Consider the following 7455-nt stretch of genomic DNA (forward strand, 5'->3'; position numbering starts at 1 on the left):
AATCGTTAGATTTCTACATTCAGCACTAACAATTAACCATTATCCATTGACCATTATTTTTTTTGTCCTAAAATGCTATATTAAAACCTTTTAAGGGTAATGTAGAAGTTGTCAAGAAGCTACATTTGCATTAGTAAATATCAGACTGGCTGTGAAATTCTCAGTAAGATTTTTTACCTTTTTACGTAATATGATGAAAAGAGAAAACATATTGTTTTCTCTTTTTTTTGGATTCACAAGGTATGTTTCTATGTATTGAAAGGGTATACCTGTGCAGTAAGTTTTTTAAAAATAAAAAAAAAAAGACTTAAAATGCTGTATAAAAAACTTTTAGCGTATTTTTTGTAATGATTTAGTAGCTACATTCGTAAATGAAACTGTTGTTATTATTTAGTTGTTTTTTGGAATTTATAGCAACTCAGTTTTATAGGCTACAATAATTTTTTTTTAGAAATGAGAGAATTTGTATTCTCTCATTTTTTTTATTCTGCTTTCAGAAAACCAGCTTGGATCTTTTCTTTTTTTGTCTTTTTATATTGTTTTATTATGTCTTTGTTTATTAGAAACATAAAAAAGCAATAACCATATTCTTCTAAAAGCCTTTTCTATAAATCGCATTTTTTTTTGTTCCCAGTTTTTCATTCGAAACAAACCCCAATACACCCATACTGAACAGCGAAATGTTAAGAAATGTCCTAAACTGCTATATTAAAAACTTTTACTGGTAATATTAAAAATGGAATAACTGGAATTTTGCTCAAAATATTTATTGATAATCAGGTTGTTGTGAAACAATGGTTAGGAGTAAATAAAATCCCAGGCCATGTGAGTTCTAAAAAAATGAACATGGAGTGTTAATTTTTTTTTAATTAAAAACCAATTTATGAAAACAAAAGTTACATTAATTTTATTGTTATTGTTGTTGTCATTGACAGGAGGGGCTGCATTTGCACAGGTGCAGATTAATACACCTACCTCTTATCAGCCGGTAAATTTAAATCAGGGCGGAGCCCCTGGTGCTTATACGGTAGACATTGTTAATAATAATCCAGCCGCACTCAGCGGCGCGACATTTTCGCTGGCATTGCCTGCGGGTATGGAGTATGTGGCAAACAGTATAGCTGGGGGGGCAACCCAGTTAAGTATTGCAAACCTGCAAAATCCTACCTTTACTTTAAACAGTATTCCTGTGGGGAATACACTGCAGATTACATTTAATGCTCGTATTAATTGTGGGTTTTCGACACCCACTATAAATTATAGTGTGATCTCTTCAGGATCTACAACATTAGCAACAGGTTCCAGTGCCGTTGCAGGTAATACACCTGTTCCAGCTTATGCCCTTACTACTGTGCCGCAGCCTCAGTCACCTTTGGTAGCGTTAAAAACAAATTTGCTTAGAACCATTAAATTTAAAAATAGTGGAAATATAGCGGCTACTTCAGTTTATATTGAAAGTGCTGTAGTGACACCGGCGCATTACGCCTCTTATAAAGTAATGAGTGCCGATAATGGAACAGTATCTGCTGTAACCAATGGTTATCGCGTTACTTTAACAGGGGCCGCACTTCAAAATGCAATTACAACTGCAGTAGGTGCAGCAAATACGAGTTTTGATCCAGGTGAAGAAATTACCGTAGTGCTTACAGAACAAATGTTGAGCTGTGCTGCAACAAGCTCTATAGCACTTAATATGAAAGCGGGTTCAGGCGATACAAAAGGCAGTTTGTGCTTTTTTGACGGTTCAAGCGCTTCTATTTCAACACCAGTAGGTAATCCGGCTATTTCGATTACACGTTTAGCAGGAACTACTTATCCTGATTTTTGTAACAGCGGTAAAGTATCTTACACCATTGCTAATACAGGTACAGGCTCCGCTGAATCTAGTCTGCATAATGTGAAGTTTCCTTGGAGTATGAACTATGCTAATTCTGGTCTTGCGCCAACAGTAGAACCTTACGCTATTAATATTAAAAAAGTACTGCTGAACGGTAATGATGTTACCAGTTTAGTATTAACCCGTAACGGAACAGGCGGAACAGCTTTGATTCCAGTTTCAGGTATAGGAAATTGTGTTGTAATTAATTTGGCTGGCCTTACTAGTGCTTATGGAACTTCTTTGCAGAGTCTAGATGGTGACGGAAAATTTGATGATTTATTGGCAGGACAAAGTTTTCAGCTGGATTTTGAATATGGGTTTGATATTTCGTCTTACAAAACCTGTTCTTTAAACAGCCAGACTTTACCCAGTACAACGGAGAATTATTTTTCTATTGGTACTTCTTTTATGGACCAATGCGGTACACGAACCAATCGAATCAATTATTTAGCAGGCCCTATATCAGATTATGCCAAAAGTACTTTTCAAATAGGATCACAGCAGTACAATTCTTTTTCAGCTTCTTTAAGTACAGCAGCTTTATATCCTGGAGACAAAATTAAATTAACTACTAATTTTGGGGGGTCTCTGGGAAGCGGATTTGGTCAACCAGGAAAAATATTGAAAACGTTTACTTTTATACTGCCTGATGGTTTAGAATTTGACGCTGCGGGAATAACTAAATGGCTTTATGGGTCTACTGGTTATACAATTCCTGTAAGTGCAATAAACTATAATGCGGCAACTAAAACATTGGTTATAACACCTGCGTCAAGTTTTCAGAATATATATGCTTCTAACGATTTGTTTGAAATTCCTTTAGTGGTAAGCAGTACAGGAACAGTTACCAATAAAACACTTGAATATAGTGCCACTTTTGGTTTTGTAGGCTGTGGTATTACGCTGCCGTACGGCTGCAGCAGTCAGGCACTTAATTATTCTGTTATCAGCGGCAGTTGTGCTACAGTGGGTACAACTAGTTTTGATATGACCCGTGCTACTTTTGGATATGCACCAGCACCAAGTGGCAGCAACGTCTTTTATATGCCTACTGCATATGTGAATGAAAATACCCCAGGAATTAACCTGCATGGAGCAGTTTCTAAAGATAAAGTAAAAACTACTTTTAAAGGGGTGGTGAATTCTACTAATTTCACTGAACTGTGGGCTAGAGTAAGGTATACTTCTAATGCTGCAACTTTAGACCTATCAAATTTCGATCCTTTAAGTGCTAACGGAACAGATGTTGCAGGAGCAATTACAATTACTAAAGCCTCGGATGGCAGTACAGTAACTGGAAACATTGTAGTAGGAGATATTGTATTCAGCTATGATTCGGCAGCAAGTCTTCAGGTGCAGCAAGTAAATTTAGGAGCTAAAATAGGAGCAGGTAAAGATATCAATTATATCTTACAGGTTAGAGATCAAATTGCTGTAAATTGGCTTACTAAAGTTTCAAAGGATAAATTAAGTTACATCTACAGTCCATTGGCAAATTTAGAAGGAGATTTGTATACTAAAGACGCTGGCGGTATAGTGTCTGATTGTCAACATATTCCTGTTGGTTTTTCTATTCAAGGACTTTATATGGTTCCGAATAATACTGCAGGGGTTCAAGCTGTAGTAGGAACTAATAGTATGCGCGTACAGGCGAGTATTATTAATGGAAATCATCCTACAGACGTTGTAGGAGATCATTTTCCTAAGGAAACAAGAAATTATGCAGTTTTTAGAAGTGTTAAAGCTACTATACCTGGTACATGGATTTTAGATAATGCTGCAGGTAAAGAACCTTATTACAACACAACTAATCTTGCTGCTAATGGGCAATATATTATAGACAGGTCTTTACTTTCAGTTACTTATAGCGGCGGAAATACAATTGTAACGTTTGATAATGCTGCTCTAGGAAGTGATGGTATGCCATTGGCAACAGCAAATCTTCCTGTTGTGGCTGACTGGACTGGGGTTAATGGAAATACAAGTTTGTTTTTCTATATGCTGCCAGTTTGTGCTGCTCCAGGTAATGTTACAGTAACTGTCGTACATTATTACGATAAATATACAACTGAAGCAGATAATAGTAATATAGAAAATATATCAAGTACAGGCACACAAGGAGGAAGCAGTACTACTATATTTAATTATACAGCTAGTGCAGTACCAACATTGCAAAACGTTGATGGAATTGGCAGTACAGTAACCTGGCAGCTTAAGGTAACCAATACATCTGATACCGCTGCTATAGCTGCTGCAGGAGGAAATGCGAATCTGCCAAATAACTGGATCAGTTTTACAGCACCCAATAATAATATTACAGTAACTGAAGTTAAAGATATTAGTACAGGTACAACATATCCTGTATCAAGTTACGGAGCAGGTAAATACTGGGTAAAACTGGGCGATATTGCTACAAACGCAACTTATGATGTAAAAGCAACTTATAATGCTTGTTCAGATGATAAACTGCAGACTACTTATAGTTTTGGTGCAACAGGATACCCGGTTGATCCAGATGAAGCTTTAGGAGCAACTGCAAGTGTCTGCACAGCGAGTCAGACTAAATTTAATCTTAATCTTGCTCCAAAAGATATTGCTTTGAGTATGACGGTAACGTCTCCGTTAAATCCAGTACAGTTTTGTACTAACACAACTGCAGGCGAACATCTTATTGATTATACAGCAACGGTAGCTAACACTGCGGTAGGTAATGCAGAAGGGCTTATATTTGAAGCTGTTTTCCCTGCGGGTTACAGCGCTAGAGCGGGTACAAGTAAGTTTACGTACAATGGTAGTACTAAAACGTTAAGCAATCCGGTATACAACAGCACAAGAGGAACATGGGAGTGGAATATCTCGACAGATCTTAATGGTACGCCATTTTTACCTGGTGCTGCCAGCGGAACTAATAGTTTTGCATTTGAATATCAAGGCGAAACCAGTTGTGGTTTTGTTTCAGGAACAGCAGTAAGTTATAACATGCGATCAACCAGCGGCTGTGGTAAAATTATAGAGTACAAAGCCGCGGGAGCTGCGATGGAGTTAGGTATGAAACCATCATCACTTAATACCTATTATTTGGCACCGGGAGTTGTTACTTTAAAAAATGATGGCAGCGGTTCTGCTTATCAAATAGAGGTAACCAATCAGGGAACGCAGGATTTAAGTGCAGGGGAGGCTATATTTGTTACAGTACCAAAATCGATAGATTATGTCGCGGGTTCTATAACGCGTGTAACAGGAGCTACCAATGTGGGTGAGCCTTTAAGTAATACCGTATTAGGGAACAACCGTATTTTAAAGTTTCCTTTACCAACAGGGGTTATTGATCCTGCAACACTGAAACAAAACGAAACGGCTAAATTTAGCATAGGTTTAAAAATTGTTGATGCACAGCCATTAAGCTGTGGTGTAACAGCAGATGCTATAACACTTGAGGCGATTTATTCTGTTGTGGGGGTAACCTGTGGAGCTTCGCCTTGCGATGTTAGTGTAATTACAGGAAATGTAAAATCAAATATTAATGTTATCAAAACCGCATTTACAATTAATCCAGTAAGTGCTGTGGCAAAATATGTCTCATCAACAAATAATACAGTAACTGTAAAATATAAGGTTACAAATTCAGGAACTATTGCCAATAGTACACCAATCGTGGTAGATTTCTTTAATGATATTAACGGAGACGGCATATATACAACAAATGAGTCTATTTTATACACACAAACGATAAATGGTGCTGCGGCTAATCTTGCAACGGGAGCGTCAACTGCAGAGCAAACCACAGCAGCTTTTACAGCGCCGGAATCTGGTTTCTGTACCATTGCAGCTGCAATTCGTGTGGTCGATAATGTACAGGAATGTTCTGATGCAGTAGTAAAAATTCCTCTTGTATCAGAGGCTGTTGTTACAGCTTTTAATGTTTGTAAAGCATCAGATATTACTATTGGAACACCAGCATCTACTGGAGCAACAGTAAGCTGGTCGCCAGCGACTTATTTAAGCGCGGCAAATATTTCGAACCCGGTATTCAATTATACGGGGCCAGTATTAACTGCATCTACAATTTTTGTGTATACAGGTACTATAACACATCCGGGAGGCTGTACAAGTACAATTACTAATAATGTTACAGTAAATCCTGATCCAGGACTTATTATTACTAATCCGGCACCAGTATGTGCAGGAACGACAGTAAATCTTGGCTTAGCCGCAGTTACGGCAGGCAGTGATGCCAGTTTAACTTTAACCTATTTTGCAGATATGGCTGCAAGTATATCACTGACAAATTATACAGCGGTAACAACATCAGGTACTTATTATATAAAAGGCACCAATGCAAATGGCTGTTTTACAGTAAAACCAGTTGTGGTAACCATTAATCCTTTACCAACGGCAAGTGTAGGAGCAACAGGACCAGTTTGTCAAAACGGTACAGCACCTGTAGTTACCTTTACAGGAGCAGGGGGTACAGCACCTTATACATTTACCTATAAAATTAACAGCGGCAGTAACTTGACGGTAACAACAGTGTCAGGAAACTCAGTAAATGTTCCAGCGCCAACTACAACGGCAGGAAGTTTTGTTTATACTTTGGTAAGTGTTAAAGATGCAAGTACAACAGCTTGTACGCAGGCACAGAATGGTTTTACAACAGTTACAATAAACCCGCTGCCAACAGCAGCGATTTCTGGAACAACAGCGGTTTGTTATAACGGAACTGAGCCTTTGGTTACATTTACAGGATCAAATGGTACAGCCCCTTATACATTTACCTATAAAATAAATGGAGGAGCAAATAATACTGTAACCACAACAAGTGGTAATTCAGTTACAGTGGAAGCTCCAACAGATGCAACAGGAACTTTTGCTTATACTTTGGTGAGTGTAAAAGATGCAAGTTCAACAGCTTGTGAACAAACACAGACAGGTACTGCTACTATTACAGTAAAAGCACTTCCAACTGCAACAATCAGCGGTACAACTGCAGTTTGTCAAAATGCAGCAACACCAAATATAACTTTCACAGGAGCAAACGGAACAGCACCATATACATTCACTTACAAAGTAAATGGCGGAGCAGACCAAACGGTTACTACAACAGTAGGAAATTCAGTAACAGTTGCACAGCCAACTGGTACAACAGGAAGTTTTGTTTATACTTTAGTAAGTGTAAAAGAAGGCAGCACAGGATGTGAGGAACTGCAAACAGGTTCTGCAACAATCACCATAAACGAACTGCCAACAGCAGTTATCTCTGGAACGGATAATGTATGTCAAAATGAAGCATCACCAAATATTACTTTTACAGGATCTGGAGGGACATCTCCTTACACATTTACCTATAAATTAAACGGTGGAGCAGATCAGACTGTTAGTACTGCTGGGGGAAGTGTAGTTTTACTACCAGTTTCAACAACTGCAGCAGGAACATTTACCTATACTTTAGTAAGCGTAAAAGATGCCAGTTTAACTACTTGTATACAAGCACAGACAGGAACTGCGACGGTTATCGTTAATTCTAATGCAACAATTGCTTTGACATCGGCAGTGGCTACAGCAAGCCAGTCATTGTG

Annotated in this window: 1 protein-coding gene; it reads left to right on the forward strand. The window is 38.1% G+C overall.

The window, feature by feature from the left end; translation table 11 throughout:
• Nucleotides 1-883: 883 nt before the first annotated feature.
• Nucleotides 884-7455, forward strand: a 6572-nt coding sequence (locus B0A75_RS09750; RefSeq protein WP_394335285.1) for a beta strand repeat-containing protein, incomplete at its 3' end; no start/stop codon positions are given.

This window comes from Flavobacterium oncorhynchi, assembly GCF_002217355.1.
GTDB lineage: Bacteria > Bacteroidota > Bacteroidia > Flavobacteriales > Flavobacteriaceae > Flavobacterium > Flavobacterium oncorhynchi.